This is a genomic window from Pseudomonas sp. LG1E9 (assembly GCF_003290225.1).
Classification (GTDB): Bacteria; Pseudomonadota; Gammaproteobacteria; order Pseudomonadales; family Pseudomonadaceae; genus Aquipseudomonas; species Aquipseudomonas cyclaminis.
In genome coordinates this window covers 322,705-337,841 of record NZ_CP029983.1, presented here as the reverse complement: position 1 = coordinate 337,841, position 15,137 = coordinate 322,705, and the positions used below count along the sequence as shown (strand labels likewise).

Genomic DNA, 15,137 nt, shown 5'->3' with positions numbered 1-15,137 from the left:
TACTTGGCAACAGGCACCTTTACGGACGCGACAGAATGAGCGATTCCATCCACACCCCGCATAAACACGACCATGATCATGACCATGGTCCCCAGAAACTGACGCCAGTGCACAACCATGCTGGCTCCTGCTGTGCAAGCAAGGCAGCACCTGCCGTGGTCACGTTGAGTGAAGCGCCCACTGCGGGCTCGCGCCTGAGCACCTTCCGCATCGAAGCCATGGACTGTCCCACCGAGCAAACGCTGATCCAGAACAAACTGGGCAAGCTCGCCGGTGTGCAGCAACTGGAATTCAACCTGATCAACCGCATCCTTGGCGTCACCCACGACCTGCCCAGCACTGTGCCGATCATTGATGCCATCAAGTCCCTGGGCATGCAGGCCGATCCGATCGAGGAGGGCACCCCCGCCGCCGAGCCGCCTGCCAGGAAACACTGGTGGCCGCTGGCCTTGTCCGGCGTCGGCGCGTTGGGCGCCGAAGTGCTGCACTTCACGGATGCGGCCCCGACCTGGGTGATAGCCATCGTGGCGCTGGTGTCGATCTTCAGCGGTGGCCTCACGACCTATAAAAAGGGCTGGATCGCCCTGAAAAACCTCAACCTGAACATCAACGCCTTGATGAGCATCGCTGTGACCGGCGCGATTCTGATCGGCCAGTGGCCGGAAGCCGCCATGGTGATGTTCCTGTTCACCGTGGCCGAGTTGATTGAAGCCAAGTCCCTGGACCGTGCGCGCAATGCCATCAGCGGCTTGATGCAGATGGCCCCGGAACAGGCCACGGTGCAGCAGGCGGATGGAAGCTGGGTTGAACAGGAAGTCAAAAGCATCGAACTGGGCGCCATCGTGCGGGTTAAGCCCGGCGAGCGCATTGGCCTGGACGGTGAAGTCACCGCTGGCCAATCCACCATCGACCAGGCACCGATCACCGGGGAAAGCCTGCCGATTGAAAAAACCGTGGGCGATAAAGTCTTCGCCGGCACCATCAACCAGGCGGGCTCCCTGGAATACAGCGTCACGGCAGCGGCCAATAACTCCACGCTGGCGCGGATCATCCACGCCGTCGAGCAGGCGCAAGGTTCACGGGCGCCGACCCAGCGTTTCGTTGATAGTTTTTCGAAGATCTACACCCCGGCCGTCTTTCTGTTTGCCTTGGGCGTGGCGATTATTCCGCCGCTGTTCATGGCCGGCCTGTGGTTCGACTGGATCTACCGCGCCCTGGTGCTGCTGGTGGTCGCCTGCCCCTGCGCATTGGTGATCTCGACCCCGGTGACCATCGTCAGCGGCCTGGCGGCGGCGGCGCGCAAAGGCATACTGATCAAGGGCGGCGTGTACCTGGAGGGCGGTTACAAACTCGACTACCTGGCGCTGGACAAGACCGGCACGATCACCCACGGCAAACCGGTGCAAACCGATTACCTGGCGTTGTTCCCCAACGTTGCGGACAGCGCACCGGCCCTGGCTGCCAGTTTGGCCGGGCGTTCCGACCACCCGGTGTCCCTGGCAATCGCCAATGCGGCTGTGGATAAAAAGCTGCCGACGCATGTTGTGGATAACTTCGCAGCCCTGGCCGGTCGTGGTGTGCGCGGCGACATCAACGGTGAGACCTACCACTTGGGCAACCACCGCCTGGTGGAAGACCTCGGCCTGTGTTCGCCCGAGCTGGAAGAGAAACTCTTCGCCCTGGAGAAGCAGGGCAAGTCCGTGGTGTTGCTGCTCGACAAATCCGGCCCCCTGGCACTGTTCGCCGTAGCCGATACGGTCAAGGACAGCAGCCGCGAAGCTATCCAGCAACTGCACGATTTGGGCATCAAGACCCTGATGCTCACCGGCGACAACACCCACACCGCTCAGGCGATTGCGGCCCAGGTGGGCATCGACCAGGCCCAGGGCGATCTGCTGCCCACCGACAAATTGCAGGCCATCGAAGCGCTTTATGGTCAAGGTCGCCGGGTGGGCATGGTTGGTGACGGCATCAACGACGCTCCGGCGCTGGCTCGCGCCGAGATCGGTTTCGCCATGGCCGCTGCCGGCACCGACACCGCCATCGAGACCGCCGACGTGGCGCTGATGGACGATGATTTGCGCAAGATCCCGGCATTCATTCGTTTGTCGCGGCAAACGTCGAGTATCCTCAAGCAGAACATCGCCCTGGCGCTGGTGATCAAGGCGATCTTCCTCGCAGTCACCTTCCTGGGCATGGCCACCATGTGGATGGCGGTGTTCGCGGATATGGGCGTGAGCCTGCTGGTGGTGTTCAATGGCCTGCGCCTGCTGCGCAAATAAACGATGAGAGGGCGGTGTGCTGAGTGCTGAGCTGAAGGCGTTTTTTATGGTCGCCCGCCTGGGCAGCATTACCCAGGCGGCGAAAAAACTCGGCCTGAGCCAGCCCACCGTGACCACCCAGATCCGCAACCTGGAAAGCCAGTATGGCGTGGAGCTGTTCTATCGCGGTGGCCGCCGCCTCACGGTCAGCGACGATGGCGCGCGGTTGCTGCCGATGGTCAAGGCGCTGTTGCAACAGGAAGCGGACATCGAGTTCTTCCTGCGCAACAGCGGCCAACTCCAGGGCGCCTTGCGCATAGCTGCGACGGCGCCGTATTACATCCTCGATCTGGTCAAAGCCTTTCGCGAACGCTTGCCCCATGTGGAAGTGTCAGTGGACATCGGCAACTCCCAGCAGGTGCTTGAAGCATTGGATGAGTACCGTGTCGACGTGGCCGCTTCCTCCCAGTTGCTGGAAGACCCGCGCTTGATCCGCCGCGTGCTCGGCACCGACCCCCTGGTGCTGGCGGTGCATCGCAATCATCCCTTGGCCAAGCTTGATCATGTGCCACTGACCGCCCTGGCCGGGCACACCTTGTTGATGCGAGAAGCGGGCTCCACTACACGCAGGCTGACGGAAGAAATGCTCCAAGGCGCCGGCGTAAGTTACGGCCCACTGTTGGAAATCGGCAGCCGCGAGTCCATCCGGGAGGCAGTGCTGCGCAATATCGGCATCAGCATCATCGCCCGCCAGGAAGTGCCCCATGACCCGCAACTGCGGGTACTGACCATCGAAAATGCGCCGCAGATTCCGGAGTATTTGTACTGCCTCAAGGAGCGCAAAGGCGCGCGGCTGCCGGCGGCGTTTCTGGGGTTGGCGCAGGAAATGTCGCCGATCTGAGATTTTGTGGCGGCTTTCAGGGCCTCACCGGGGGCAAGCCCCCTCCCACACTTGAACGTATTCACACATCAAAATGTGGGAGGGGGCTCGCCCCCGATAGCAGTAGTCCAGACACCACACCTATATGACCCCTACCCAAATCCACCAATACCACTATCGCCACGTTTTGCCTTCCTGCCACACGAGCGACGCATTGCCCTCCTAGCATGGCCTTCATCCGTTCGATGAGGTGCCACCATGCACACAGCCCTGACCCAACCCGGCGCGCCCATGAAGGTGCGCGGTATCCAGAAACGCTTCGGCGCCTTTACCGCGTTGGACCACGTGTCCTTGGACGTCGCCGCTGGTGAGCTGGTGTGCCTGCTGGGTCCGTCCGGCTGCGGCAAGACCACCCTGCTGCGTTGCATCGCCGGCCTGGAGCGTCAGGACAGTGGTGAACTTTACCTGGGTGATCGTGACGTTTCCCTGCTGCCGCCCCAGGCACGGGACTACGGCATTTTGTTCCAGTCCTACGCGCTGTTTCCCAACCTGACCATCGAAGCGAACATCGGCTACGGCCTCACCGGCAGCGGCCGCGATGAAGTGCGCCAGCGTGTTGGGCAGATGCTCGAACTGGTCGGTCTGGTGGGCAGCGAGAAGAAATACCCTGGCCAGCTCTCCGGCGGCCAACAGCAGCGTGTGGCCCTGGCCCGTGCCTTGGCGCCGGCGCCTTCGTTGCTGCTGCTGGACGAACCCATGTCCGCCCTCGACGCCCGCGTACGCGAGCACCTGTGCACCGAGTTGCGCCAACTGCAACGACGCCTGGGCATTACCACATTGATGGTCACCCACAACCAGGACGAAGCCATGTTGATGGCCGACCGCATTGCCGTGATGAACAACGGCAAGGTCGAGCAATACGCCACGCCCCAGGAGATTTACGACCGCCCGGCCACGCCGTTCGTGGCGGAGTTTGTCGGCCAGGGCAATTGGCTGCCCTTCAGCCGTAACAGCGTGAGCCATGCCCAGGTCGGCGGGATGAACATGCGCCTGGCCGACGATGCCGGCGCGGCCAGGTCCGGTCGCCTGTTCTGTCGCCCGGAAGCCATCAGCGTCAATCCGCCAGTGCATGAGGAAAACCTGTTCCCGGCCAAGGTCCGCGAGATTACCTTCCTCGGCAACCGCTGCCGCATGAGCTTTGAGCTGGAGCAACTGCCCGGCCATCCGCTGCTGGCCGAACTGGCCCCTGAAGCCATGCCGCGCCTGGGCGCCCAGGATATCTGGGTGGCCTTGCCACCACGCAGCCTGCAGGTGTTTGCCTGAGATGGCCGCTGTTATGACCCTGCCGCGTCAGATATCCCGTGCCGAAATCGGCGACCGCTTCTTCGTGCTCGGCGGCAAACTGCTATGGCTGCTTTTACTCGGCGTAGCGGTGTTGATGCCATTGCTGGCGATCTTCTGGCGTGGCTTCAGCAGCGAGGCCGGGCAAGGTGGCGGGCTGGTGGCTGCGCGGGAATTGCTCACCAGCGCCAACTTCCATTGGCTGCTGGGCAATAGCCTGAAAGTCTCTCTCAGCGTTGCGGCGATTGTCGTACCGCTGGCCTACCTGTTTGCCTACGCCCTGCAACGCACGTTGATTCCGGGCAAGGCGATCTGGCGTGGGCTGTCGCTGCTGCCGCTGATGGCGCCTTCGATGCTGCCGGGGATTGCGTTGGTTTACCTGTTCGGCAACCAGGGCATGTTGCGCGGGCTGCTCTCGGAGAATATCTACGGGTTCTGGGGGATTGTTCTGGGGGAGGTGATCTACACCTTCCCACATGCGCTGATGATTCTGCTGTCGGCGCTCTCCTTGGCCGATGCGCGGCTGTTCGACGCGGCCTCCAGCATGGGCGCCAGCCCGGCCCGGGCATTTCGCAGCATCACCTGGCCAGCTACGCGCCAGGCGGTGTTCGCCGCGTTCTGTCTGGTGTTCACCCTGACCATCACCGACTTCGGCGTGCCCGTGGTGGTTGGCGGTGATTATCAGGTGCTGGCGCTGGAAGCCTACAAAGCGGTGGTCGGCCAGCAACAATTTGGTCGCGGCGCCTTGATCGGTATGGTGCTGTTGCTGCCAGCGCTGTTCAGCTTTGGCGTGGATGCCTGGTTGCGCCGGCGTCATGGCGATTCCATGAGCGGTCGCGCCCAGGTGTTCCGGCCGGCGCCATCGCGGCTGAGGGATGGCTGCTACCTGGCCATCGTCCTATTGATCTGCGCCGTATTGCTGCTGGTGTTCGGCATGGCGGTGTATTCGTCGCTGGTGAAATTCTGGCCGTACAACCTGTCGCTGTCGCTCAATCACTATCAGTTTGAAGACACGGCGGGTGGCGGCTGGCTGGCCTATCGCAACAGCCTGGTCATGGCCCTGTGCACGGCATTGATCGGCAGTGTGCTGATCTTCACCGGCGCCTACCTGATGGAAAAAACCAAAGGCCAGAAGGGTTTGAACCTGGCGCTGCGCCTGCTCAGCTTTGTGCCGATGGCCGTGCCGGGCTTGGTGCTGGGCCTGGGCTACGTGTTTTTCTTCAACCTCAACGGTAACCCGCTGCATGTGTTCTACGGCTCCATGACCCTGCTGGTGGTGTGCACCATTGCGCACTATCTGACCACCGCACAGATGACTGCCACCACCGCACTGCGCCAGTTGGACGCTGAGTTTGAAGCCGCTGCGCTGTCGCTCAAGGCGCCGCTGTACCGCCATTACCTGCGTGTCACGGTGCCGATCTGCCTGCCGGCGTTGCTGGACATCGTGCGCTACCTGTTTGTCTCGGCGATGACCACCGTGTCCGCCGCGATCTTCCTCTACAGCCCCGACACCATTCTCGCCGCCGTCGCTGTGCTGAACATGGACGACGCCGGCAATGTGGGCGGCGCGGCGGCCATGTCGACCTTGATCCTGTTCACCTCGGCCAGCGTCTCGCTGCTGCTGGCGTGGGCCTCACGTGGCGTGTTGCGCCGCTCCCAAGCCTGGCGCCAGACCGCGCCCGGCCAATAATCCCTGAAGGAGGTGTTCCATGTTCAAGCCCCTGGCGCTGGTCGCTGCCGTACTCACTGCATTCAGCCTGAATGCCTTCGCCAAGACCGAGCTGACCGTGTACACGGCCCTCGAAGCCGAGCAGTTGAAAACCTACAAAAAGGCCTTCGAGCAAGCCAACCCTGACGTTGAGATCAAGTGGGTCCGCGACTCCACCGGCATCATCACCGCCAAGCTGCTGGCCGAGAAAGACCGCCCGCAAGCCGACGTGGTGTGGGGCCTGGCGGCCTCCAGCCTGGCGATCCTCGATCAGCAGGGCATGCTCGACAACTACGCACCGAAAGACCTGGACAAGATCGGCAAGAACTACCGCGACGCCGCCAACCCACCGGCCTGGGTCGGCATGGACGTGTGGGCCGCGACGATTTGCTTCAACACCGTCGAAGCCGAGAAACAAGGCCTGAGCAAACCAGTGAGCTGGCAAGACCTGACCAAGCCCGAGTACAAGGGCAAGATCGTCATGCCCAACCCGGCTTCTTCCGGCACGGGCTTTCTGGACGTCAGCGCGTGGCTGCAGACCTTCGGCGAGAAGCAGGGCTGGCAGTACATGGACGACCTGCACCAGAACATCGGCCAGTACGTTCACTCCGGTTCCAAGCCGTGCAAGCTGGCCGCTTCGGGGGAATTCCCGATTGGTATTTCGTTTGAATACCCGGCGGTGCAGCTCAAGCGCCAGGGTGCGCCGCTGGACATCATCCTGCCCAAAGAAGGCCTGGGCTGGGACATCGAAGCCACAGCCGTGATCAAGGGCAGCGCCCACGCCGATGCGGCGAAAAAACTCGCCGATTTCTCCGCCAGCCCTGCGGCGATGGAGTTGTACAAGGACAACTTCGCCGTGCTCGCCCAGCCGGGTATCGCCAAGCCGCAGACCGAATTGCCGGCCGACTATGAGCAGCGTCTGATCAAGAATGACTTTGGCTGGGCATCGAAGAACCGCGACAGCATCCTGACGGAATGGCGCAAGCGGTATGACGGGAAGTCGGAGAAGGTGGCTGCTCAGTAAGTTTTCGTTAGGGCTGATGGCCTCATCGGGGGCAAGCCCCCTCCCACCAGATCAAATGTGGGAGGGGCGGTGCGACGATTCGACTTGCCCCCGATGGCGGCCTTGAAAACAGGACATCACTTTATGACACAACTACTGATCATCGGCGCCGGCATCCTCGGCCTGTCCCACGCCTATGCGGCCGCCAAGCGCGGCCTCAAGGTCAAGGTGTTCGAGCGCAGCGCCACGCCGTTGGGCGCTTCGGTGCGCAACTTCGGCCAGGCGCTGGTCACCGGCCAACCACCGGGCCCGATGCTCGACCTGGCGCGGGAAAGCCGCGAGATCTGGGGCCACTGGGCACAAGTTGCCGGCCTGCAACTCAAGCGCAATGGCTCGTACCTGTTTGCCCGCACCGAAGCCGAAGAACACTTGTTGGAAGCCTTCTGTGAGGGGCGTGCACAAGAGCACGGCTACAACGTCGAACTGTTGCAAGGCGCGGCGATGAAGGACCTGTATGGCGGCCAGTTTCGCCATCACCGCGCCGCGCTGCATGGCAAGGACGATCAGCAGCTGTATTCCCGCGAGGCGATCCCGGCGCTGATCAACTACCTGGCTCAGGAATTGAAGGTGGAGTTTCACTTTTCAACCCTGGTGCGCGACATAGAGCCAGGCCAACTCCACAGCACGGCGGGGAGCTTTCGCGGCGAGCAGATCATCGTCTGCTCCGGCCACGATTACCAAACCCTGCTGGCTGAATCGATCGCCGAACTCAACCCGAGCATCTGCCGCCTGCAAATGCTCCGTGCGCGGCCGGCGGTGAATCTGAACCTGCAACACGCCTTGCTCACCGGTTTGAGCTGCGTGCATTACGGCGCTTTCGCCGACTTGCCCGAAGCCGCGCCAGTCCAGGCACAAATCCTGCGCGAAGCCCCTTACCTGCATGAGCACGGTATTCACCTGCTGATCAGCCCGACGCCTCATGGCGAACTGATCATCGGTGATTCCCACGACTACGGCAGCGATGCGTCACCGTTCAACGCCGAACAGGTCGATGACTGGATGATCGAATTGGCCGAGCAGACCCTCGGTTGCAATATCCAAGTGGTGGAGCGTTGGCAGGGTGTGTACGGCTCGCGGGGGCCGGGGCCGTTTTCATTCCTGCGCGTGGCACCAGGCGTGAGTGCAGCGTTGATGCACACCGGTGTGGGCATGAGCGTGGGGCCGGCAATGGCCGAGCGCAATATCCGCACGTTATGGGGGCCGGCGTGATGGGCCGGGAACAGCTGATCGCCGAGGTCTTCGGCTTGTATGAGCGGCACGGCGCGGCGGATTACATCGGCGAGCCGGTGTCGCAGATCGAGCACATGTCCCAGGCCGCTCAACTCGCCATGGCCGAAGGCTTTGATGATGAAGTGGTGCTGGCGGCGTTTTTCCACGACATCGGGCATCTCTGCGGCCAGGGCGAGGAAAACATGGGGGGGTATGGCGTGGTCAGCCATGAACGGCTGGGGGCGGATTATTTGCGTCGGGCGGGGTTCAGCGAGCGCATGGCCACGTTGGTGGAGTCTCACGTGCAGGCCAAGCGCTACCTGACCTTCAGCCAGCCGGACTACTACGCGCGCCTGAGCGAAGCCAGCCGTCGTACCTTGGCCTACCAGGGTGGCGTGATGACCGCCGAGGAAGCCCAAGCCTTTGAGCAAGACCCGTTGTGCGCAGTGAGTGTGCGCATGCGCCACTGGGACGAGCAGGCCAAGGAGATGCATGTAGCGCTGCTGGACCTTGAGGTGCTCAAAGCCAAGGCCCTGCAGCTACTGGTTGATCAGGATTCGTCCAACCGCTGAGCCAAGGCTTCGACCTGCTCCTGGCGCTCGGCCTGGCTCAGCCTGGCGTTGGGGTTGAGCGACGACCATTGCGGGTGTGCGCGGGCTTTGTGCAGCGCGTCCGGCAACTTGCCTTCGCGCCAGGTTTTGTCCTGGGGCGTGTCGACCTTGATGCTGTGCATCGCCGCATGGCCGCGCAGGTCCAGCGCCTTGAGTAGCTGGCGTTGGCGCAGGGCCAGCAGGCGCAGCACGCTGTCGTCGACGGTCAACTCGCGGTGGCCCTTGATCTTGCCCAGCAGGCGACTGCCATAGCTGCGCGCGGTTTGCAGCGCGCCGCCGGCGATGGCGCCGGCCAGGGCGGCGGCGCCCAGTGTCAGCCCGCCGACTAGCAGGTCCACCCCGGCACCCGCCGCCGCACCGGCAGCGATCCCGCCACCGACGCGCACGCCGAGTTGCTTGAGGGTTTCCGGATTGAACAGGTCATCGCCCCAGCGCCCATCCAGCAACGGCAAGTCGCTGGCGGCTGCATCTTGTGGGCGGAAACCAAACAGTTTGAGCAGGGCTTCCACGCATTTTTGTTCGCGCTGGCGCACGGCCTTGCGCAATTCGCCGATGGCTTGCTGCTCATCTTCGGTGACCACGCTGCGCCGGCACGCGGCGCAATCGATCAATAATTCGGCGATCAAACGAGCGGCGCTTTGCTGGCGGGCCTGGCGTTGGGCTTGCTGATCCAGGATCAGCCGTTCCAATTGCGGCCGTGCGTTTTCCAGCAGCAGGGCCAGGCTTTCATACAGACGACGCTCGCCGTCTTCCGGCGGCGCGACACTGTCAAAACGCACCAGCGCATGCAGGCCGAGGCGGGCCAGGGCTTCGCGCCAGTCTGGCTCGCGGTGCTCGCTGCTGCTGACGAAATTGAGCACGGGCAGCAACGGCTTGCCGCAACTGGCCAGCACTTGTAGCTCGTCGCGGTACTTGGCCAGCACTGGCTCGCGGGCGTCGATCACATACAAGCCGGCATCGGAGGCCAGCAGTTGGCGCAGCACCTTGGCTTCCTGTTCGAAACGCTGGCGCGCTTCGCTGCCTTCCAGGAAGCGCGTCAGGCGGGCCGGCCCATCAAGGCGTTCGCCGGGGCGATCCAGGCGTTCCAGGTAATCGAGCAGCGCGATGGCGTCTTCCAGGCCGGGTGTGTCGTACAGCTCCAGCAAGGCTTCGCCGTCCACCGACAGGCGTGCGCCTTCCACATGCCGTGTCGTGCTGGGGCGATGGGAGACTTCACCGAAGCCAACATCACGCGTGAGGGTGCGCAGCAACGAGGTCTTGCCGACATTGGTGTGGCCGACCACGGCGAGTTTCAGCGGTTTAGTCATGACCGGTCTCCAGCCAGTTCAGCGGCGCGCAGTCGGCGAAGGGCAGCTCCAGCTGTTGCAACGCGGTGTGCCAATCGCCCAGGCGTTCGGCATCCAGCGCCTGGCCCGGCGGTGCTTGCAGCAACCAGACGCGGGTGGCGGTGGCGCTGCGGGCGAGTTCGGCGATCAGCGCCAGGCTGCCGCGATCCGGCGAACGGCGCGGGTCGCAGGCGATGGCCAGGCGTGCGGGCGGGAAGCGGGTGAGCTGTTCCAGCAGCTTGTTGCGCGACTCACGGCTATCGAGGATGCCGGCGTTTTTCACCTGGGCCGGCAGCTTGGGCGGCCAGGGGTGCTGGTCGTCCAGCTCGATGGCCACCAGCAGGGCGCCGTCGCTTTCCAGTTCACTGACGCCACCGGTGACGTGGTGCAACTGCTCGGGCGCGGCGTCGTTGACTCCGAGGCGTTCGCTGCTGGGCATCAGGCGTTCGCGCAGTTGGCTGTAGCCTGGCAGGTTGAGGTCCAGGCGCAGGGCGGTGCGCCCGCGTTTCCAGCGCCATAGGCACAGCAACGCGAGCATCAATCTTGGCAGCAGGCCATACACCAGCAGCACGCCGACCAGCCAGGCGGCCCAGGCTTGGCGGGCGCTTTCGATATTCAGGGCGGAGTCGCCGCTGGCGCGGATCATCTCGACGGTCGGCACATTGAAGCCCAACAGAGCAGGCAAGGTGCCGATTGCCTGGGTGACGGCGACGAAGGTGTCGGCACCGAGAATGGTGGTTTCCCACACGAAGCCGTAGCGGCGGGTAGCGAGTAGGGTAAGCAGAATCACCATGGCGCTGAGCAACGCCAGCAACCATAGACTGTTGACCAGCACGCCTACGGCCCAGCGATTGAGTTTCTGCCGTTGCAGGAGCAGTAACAGTGCTGGCGCCAGTTGGGCGGCTTTGGCATCACGGGCGAATTTTTCGCTGAGCCACAACCATAGTCGCCCGAGGCTGGCACTGTGCTCACCGGCGAACAGCAGGCCTAACGCCCAACTGATCAGCAGGATCAGGTTCAAGCCAAGCAGGCTGCCCAGGGCCCAGAACACATTCACCGGGGTCAGGCCGTTGCCCATCGCAGCAAATGCCAGCCCTGCGCCGCTGATGACCGCGACGATTGCCAGCAGCACCAGCGCCAGACGCGCACCTTGCAGCCAGCGGGTGAGGGCCGCCGCTAGCCCATCGCGTTCGGCCAGGTGCAAGGCGCGCTGCTGGATACGTGTCGGCAGGTCGCCCCCGGCCGTGCGGGCCAGGCGGTTGGCTTCCAGGTCTTCCAGCGGGCCTGCGTGTTCTTCGCGCAGACGCACGGTTTCTGTCAGCCAAAGTGTGTGCAGTGGAGTCACGCGTAGTCCTGTTGTGTTTGTGAGCCTGGAGCATAACCCCTGGCTCGGGGCTCTGGTATTCTCGTCGCCATGAAAAAAACTCTCCCTTTAAGCCTGATCGCAGCCCTCGGTGAAAACCGTGTGATCGGCGTCGACAACAGCATGCCCTGGCATTTGCCGGGGGATTTCAAATATTTCAAGGCCACCACCCTGGGCAAGCCGATCATCATGGGGCGCAAGACCTGGGATTCCCTGGGCCGACCGTTGCCGGGGCGCTTGAACCTGGTGGTTAGCCGTCAGACCGACCTGGCGCTGGAAGGTGCGGAAGTTTTTCCGTCACTCGATGCCGCCGTAGCGCGGGCTGAAGCCTGGGCGCTGGAGCAGGGCGTGGATGAGCTGATGCTGATCGGCGGTGCGCAGTTGTATGCGCAGGGGCTGGAGCAGGCGGATCGCCTGTATCTGACGCGGGTGGCGCTGAGTCCTGAGGGCGATGCGTGGTTTCCGGCGTTTGATATGAGCCAGTGGAAGCTGGTTTCAAATCTGGAGAATCCGCCTGAAGGGGATAAGCCGGCTTACAACTTTGAGGTGTGGGAGAGGGCCTGAAAGCATCGGGGGCAAGCCCCCTCCCACATTGAAATGCATTCCAAATGTGGGAGGGGCTTGCCCCCGATAGCGGTCTATCAGGCCTGCGCCAATTCCCCATGCTCATCGGCATCCAACAGCGCTTTATCCGTCTGCCCCATGATCTGGCTCGTAATCGCGCCCGCCGTCATCGAACCGTTCACGTTCAGCGCCGTACGGCCCATGTCGATCAACGGCTCCACGGAAATCAGCAGCGCCACCAGTGATACCGGCAAGCCCATGGCCGGCAGCACGATCAGCGCGGCAAAGGTCGCTCCGCCGCCCACGCCCGCCACACCGGCCGAACTCAGGGTCACAATCGCCACCAGGGTCGCAATCCACAACGGGTCCAGCGGGTTGATGCCCACGGTCGGCGCTACCATCACCGCCAACATCGCAGGATAAAGACCGGCACAACCGTTCTGGCCGATGGTCGCGCCAAACGAGGCGGCGAACCCGGCGATGGATTGCGGGATGCCCAGGCGGCGGGTCTGCGCCTCAATGCTCAGCGGGATGGCTGCTGCGCTGGAGCGGCTGGTGAAGGCAAACGTCAGCACCGGCCAGACCTTGCGGAAAAACCGCAGCGGGTTGATCCCGGCCAGCGACAGCAGCAGGCCATGCACCACGAACATCAAGCCTAGGGCCAGGTACGACACCAGCACAAAACTGCCGAGCTTGATGATGTCTTGCAGGTTGGAACCGGCGACCACCTTGGTCATCAGCGCCAATACGCCGTACGGCGTCAGCTTCATCACCAGGCGCACCAGGCGCATCACCCAGGCTTGCAGGGTGTCGATGGCGTTGAGCACTTTCTGGCCTTTTTCCACGTCATCCTTGAGCAGTTGCAGCGCGGCGACCCCCAGGAATGCAGCGAAAATCACCACGCTGATGATCGACGTCGGCTTGGCCCGGGCCAGATCGGCGAACGGGTTCGACGGCACGAACGAGAGCAGCAGTTGCGGGATGTTCAGGTCGGCGACCTTGCCCGCGTAATCACTCTGGATCACTTGCAGGCGCGCCATTTCCTGGGTGCCGGCCACCAGGCCATCCGCGGTGAGGCCGAACAGGTTGGTCAGGCCGATACCGATCAGCGCCGCAATCGCGGTGGTGAACAGCAGCGTGCCGATGGTCAGGAAGCTGATCTTGCCCAGGGACGCCGCGTTATGCAGACGCGCCACAGCGCTGAGGATCGAGGCAAATACCAGCGGGATCACGATCATTTGCAGCAATTGCACGTAGCCGTTGCCGACCAGGTCAAACCAGCCGATGGAGGCCTTGAGCACCGGGTTGCCGGCACCGTAAATGCTGTGCAGCGCCACACCGAACGCCACGCCCAGTACCAGAGCGAACAGGACCTTCTTGGCGAGGCTCCAGTTCGTGCGGCGGGTTTGTGCCAGGCCCAACAGCAGGGCCACGAACACCAGTAAGTTGAGAATCAGGGGCAGATTCATTGAAGCTCCGTTGAGAAGGCAGCCAATCGCGAGAGCCTGCGATTGCGAACCGGAAAGCCTAACAGCTTGATATTTATTGATTTAATACCGATATGGAATGGCAACTGTCGTTTTTGGAATAAGCCGTTGACGCTCAGGTGTATGCCGCTGGCGGGATCAGGACGTGCGCAGTCGTGCTCAACATGGGAACTGTCACGTGGATTTGTTAGCGTCGATGTCTTTCACTCAGGGAGACAACGCCGATGAAGCTCGCGCCGAAACTACTGGTATCCGCCGCACTGTGCCTGGGACTCGCCAGCCAGGCGTTTGCCGCCACCGAGTTGAAACACTGGCCCGCGCCTGCCGCCAAGCAACTGAACGACATGATCGCCGCCAACGCCAACAAGGGTAACTACGCGGTGTTCGACATGGACAACACCAGCTACCGCTACGACCTTGAAGAGTCCTTGCTGCCCTACATGGAAAACAAGGGCCTGATCACCCGCGACAGCCTCGATCCTTCGCTCAAGCTTATGCCGTTCAAAGACACCGCCGACCATAAGGAAAGTCTGTTCAGTTACTACTATCGTCTGTGCGAAGTGGACGACATGGTCTGCTACCCGTGGGTTGCCCAGGTGTTTTCCGGCTTCACCCTCAAGGAACTCAAGGTCCAGGTGGATGAGCTGATGGCGTCCGGCAAGCCCGTGCCCGTCAGCTATTTCGAAGGCGATGTGGTGAAGAAGTCCGAGGTGCAGCCGCCGAAAGTCTTTACCGGCCAGACCGAGCTGTACAACAAGCTGATGGAAAACGGCATCGAGGTGTACGTGATGACCGCCGCTTCCGAGGAACTGGTGCGCATGGTCGCGGCGGATCCGAAGTACGGCTACAACGTCAAACCCGAAAACGTCATCGGCGTGACCACGCTGCTCAAGGACCGCAAGACCGGCGAGCTGACCACGGCGCGCAAACAGATCACCGCCGGCAAGTATGACGAGAAGGCAAACCTTGGCCTGGAACTCACGCCGTACCTGTGGACCCCGGCAACCTGGATGGCCGGTAAACACGCGGCGATCCTCACCTACATCGACGAATGGAAAAAACCGGTGATCGTCGGCGGCGACACACCGACCAGCGACGGCTACATGCTGTTCCACGATGTGGATGTGGCCAAGGGCGGCGTGCACCTGTGGATCAACCGCAAGGACAAATACATGACCCAACTCAACGGCATGATGGCCAAGCACGCGGCGGCGCAGGCCAAGGAAGGGTTGCCGGTGACGGCGGACAAGAACTGGGTGATCGTCAAGCCGGAGGAGATTCAGTAAAGAGCCTTAAGTCGAAGTGCAGTCACTGTGGGAGCTGGC

12 protein-coding genes are annotated in these 15,137 nt (G+C 62.6%); 9 read left to right on the top strand and 3 right to left on the bottom strand.

The annotated features are described in order from the left end of the window. The first annotated feature begins 35 nt into the window (after positions 1-35). From DNK50_RS01765 to DNK50_RS01735, 7 genes are all read left to right on the top strand, one after another. On the top strand, positions 36-2,282 hold the full coding sequence (locus DNK50_RS01765; protein WP_112192691.1) for a heavy metal translocating P-type ATPase: 2,247 nt from the start codon (positions 36-38) through the stop codon (positions 2,280-2,282). 16 nt (positions 2,283-2,298) lie between these two features. Further along, complete coding sequence (locus DNK50_RS01760; protein ID WP_032884193.1) at positions 2,299-3,162, top strand: LysR family transcriptional regulator; 864 nt, start codon at positions 2,299-2,301, stop codon at positions 3,160-3,162. A gap of 237 nt (positions 3,163-3,399) precedes the next feature. Beyond that, positions 3,400-4,464 carry a putative 2-aminoethylphosphonate ABC transporter ATP-binding protein gene (locus tag DNK50_RS01755; protein WP_099585881.1) on the top strand — a complete coding sequence of 355 codons (1,065 nt, stop codon included), beginning with the start codon at positions 3,400-3,402 and terminating at the stop codon, positions 4,462-4,464. A 1-nt stretch (position 4,465) separates the two neighbouring features. Then, a complete protein-coding gene (locus tag DNK50_RS01750; protein WP_112192690.1) occupies positions 4,466-6,172 on the top strand; it encodes a putative 2-aminoethylphosphonate ABC transporter permease subunit in 1,707 nt (568 codons plus the stop codon). Positions 6,173-6,191: 19 nt separating this feature from the next. Further along, positions 6,192-7,214: a putative 2-aminoethylphosphonate ABC transporter substrate-binding protein gene (locus DNK50_RS01745; protein WP_099585879.1), complete on the top strand. Its 1,023-nt coding sequence runs from the start codon at positions 6,192-6,194 to the stop codon at positions 7,212-7,214. 123 nt (positions 7,215-7,337) lie between these two features. Further along, positions 7,338-8,462, top strand: a complete 1,125-nt coding sequence (locus DNK50_RS01740) for a TIGR03364 family FAD-dependent oxidoreductase (RefSeq protein ID WP_099585878.1) — start codon at positions 7,338-7,340, stop codon at positions 8,460-8,462. Further along, positions 8,462-9,034, top strand: coding sequence for a phosphonate degradation HD-domain oxygenase (locus DNK50_RS01735; RefSeq protein WP_112192689.1), 573 nt, complete (start codon positions 8,462-8,464; stop codon positions 9,032-9,034). The genes DNK50_RS01740 and DNK50_RS01735 overlap by 1 nt, the downstream gene beginning before the upstream one ends. Here the strand turns inward: DNK50_RS01735 and DNK50_RS01730 are convergent. Continuing rightward, complete coding sequence (locus tag DNK50_RS01730) at positions 9,013-10,380, bottom strand: DUF3482 domain-containing protein (protein WP_112192688.1); 1,368 nt, start codon at positions 10,378-10,380, stop codon at positions 9,013-9,015. The two genes, DNK50_RS01735 and DNK50_RS01730, sit on opposite strands and share 22 nt — an antisense overlap. Next, positions 10,373-11,743: a DUF2868 domain-containing protein gene (locus DNK50_RS01725; protein WP_112192687.1), complete on the bottom strand. Its 1,371-nt coding sequence runs from the start codon at positions 11,741-11,743 to the stop codon at positions 10,373-10,375. Before DNK50_RS01725 ends, DNK50_RS01730 begins: the two co-directional genes overlap by 8 nt. A 69-nt stretch (positions 11,744-11,812) precedes the next feature. Between DNK50_RS01725 and DNK50_RS01720 the strand changes: the two genes are divergently transcribed. Next, positions 11,813-12,325 carry a dihydrofolate reductase gene (locus DNK50_RS01720; protein ID WP_112192686.1) on the top strand — a complete coding sequence of 171 codons (513 nt, stop codon included), beginning with the start codon at positions 11,813-11,815 and terminating at the stop codon, positions 12,323-12,325. 77 nt (positions 12,326-12,402) lie between these two features. Here DNK50_RS01720 and DNK50_RS01715 read toward each other — a convergent pair whose 3' ends face one another. Then, complete coding sequence (locus DNK50_RS01715; protein WP_099585874.1) at positions 12,403-13,794, bottom strand: L-cystine transporter; 1,392 nt, start codon at positions 13,792-13,794, stop codon at positions 12,403-12,405. Between the two features lie 242 nt (positions 13,795-14,036). Here DNK50_RS01715 and DNK50_RS01710 point away from each other — a divergent pair, with 242 nt between their 5' ends. Continuing rightward, positions 14,037-15,098, top strand: coding sequence for a haloacid dehalogenase-like hydrolase (locus DNK50_RS01710; RefSeq protein ID WP_112192685.1), 1,062 nt, complete (start codon positions 14,037-14,039; stop codon positions 15,096-15,098). Positions 15,099-15,137 lie beyond the last annotated feature (39 nt).